At 75.5% G+C, this 1,177-nt stretch carries 1 pseudogene; it reads left to right on the top strand.

From position 1 onward, the window contains the following. Positions 1-1,177 (top strand): annotated as a pseudogene (locus FV222_RS26760) (alpha-2-macroglobulin family protein); the annotation flags it as partial.

The following is a 1,177-nucleotide window of genomic DNA, read 5'->3' as shown; positions in this document are numbered from 1 at the left end:
GGGCCTGGGCGGGCGCGCCCTGCCGCTGCCGCTGCTGTCGGGCGCGATGCACGGCACCTGGCGGATCGCGGCCTTCACCGACCCGAAGGCGCCGGCCGTCGGCGAGGCCTCGTTCCTGCTCGAGGACTACGTCCCCGAGCGGCTCGAGGTGACGCTGAAGCCCGAGCAGCCGGCCCTGCGCAAGGGCGAGGCCGCGAAGGTCGCGGTGGCCGCGCGCTACCTCTACGGCGCGCCGGGCTCGGGGCTCGACGTCTCGGGCAGCGTCACCGTGCAGGCGGCGGCCGCGAGCGGCGTCAAGGGCCTGGAGGGCTTCCAGGTCGGCCTCGACGACGAGGCGATCGAGGCCTCGACCCAGGAGATCGAGGCGCGCGCCACCACCGACGCCAAGGGCGAGGCCGTGGTGACGGTCCCGGTGCAGGCGCTCGCCGCCCCGCGCCCGCTGGAGGCCAAGATCACCCTGGCCGTGGGCGAGCCCGGCGGGCGGGCGCTGTCGCGCAGCCTCACCCTGCCGATCCTGCCCGAGGGTCCGGTGCTGGCGATCCGCAAGGGGTTTTCGGACGATTTGCCGGTGAACGGCACGGCGGGCTTCGACGTGGTGATGGCGGCCCCCGACGGCACGCGGCTGGCGCAGGGCGGCGTGACCTGGACGCTGTCGCGCCTGGAGCAGACCTACCAATGGTACCGCGCCGACGGCCGCTGGTCGTTCGAGCCGGTGAAGTCCGTGCGCCGCGTCGCCGACGGCACCCTCGACCTCAAGGCCGACGCGCCGGCCAAGGTCGCGCAGGCCCTCGCCTTCGGCAAGTATCGGCTGGAGGCGAGCGCGCCGGGCAGGCCCGGGGCTGCGGCGAGCGTCACCTTCAGCGTCGGCTGGGGCGGCTCGGAGACGGCCGACGTGCCCGACCTCCTCGACCTCACCCTCGACAAGGCGGCCTACAAGGCCGGCGACACCCTGCAGGCGCGGCTGAACCCGCACTTCAAGGGCCGGGCCACCGTGACGGTGGTCGGCGACCGGGTCCAGGTGGTGCGCGACGTGGACGTGCCGGAGGCGGGCGCCACGGTGTCGATCCCGGTCAAGGCCGAGTGGGGCGCCGGCGCCTACCTCGTCGCCACCGCCTACCGGCCCCTCGACCAGGCGGCCAAGCGCCTGCCGGGCCGGGCGCTCGGGCTGGCGTGGTTC

Origin of the sequence: Methylobacterium sp. WL103 (assembly GCF_008039885.1) — a bacterium.
GTDB classification, from domain to species: Bacteria; Pseudomonadota; Alphaproteobacteria; order Rhizobiales; family Beijerinckiaceae; genus Methylobacterium; species Methylobacterium cerastii.
The sequence above is the reverse complement of the archived record's forward strand: the minus strand, read 5'-3'. Positions and strand labels throughout refer to the sequence as shown.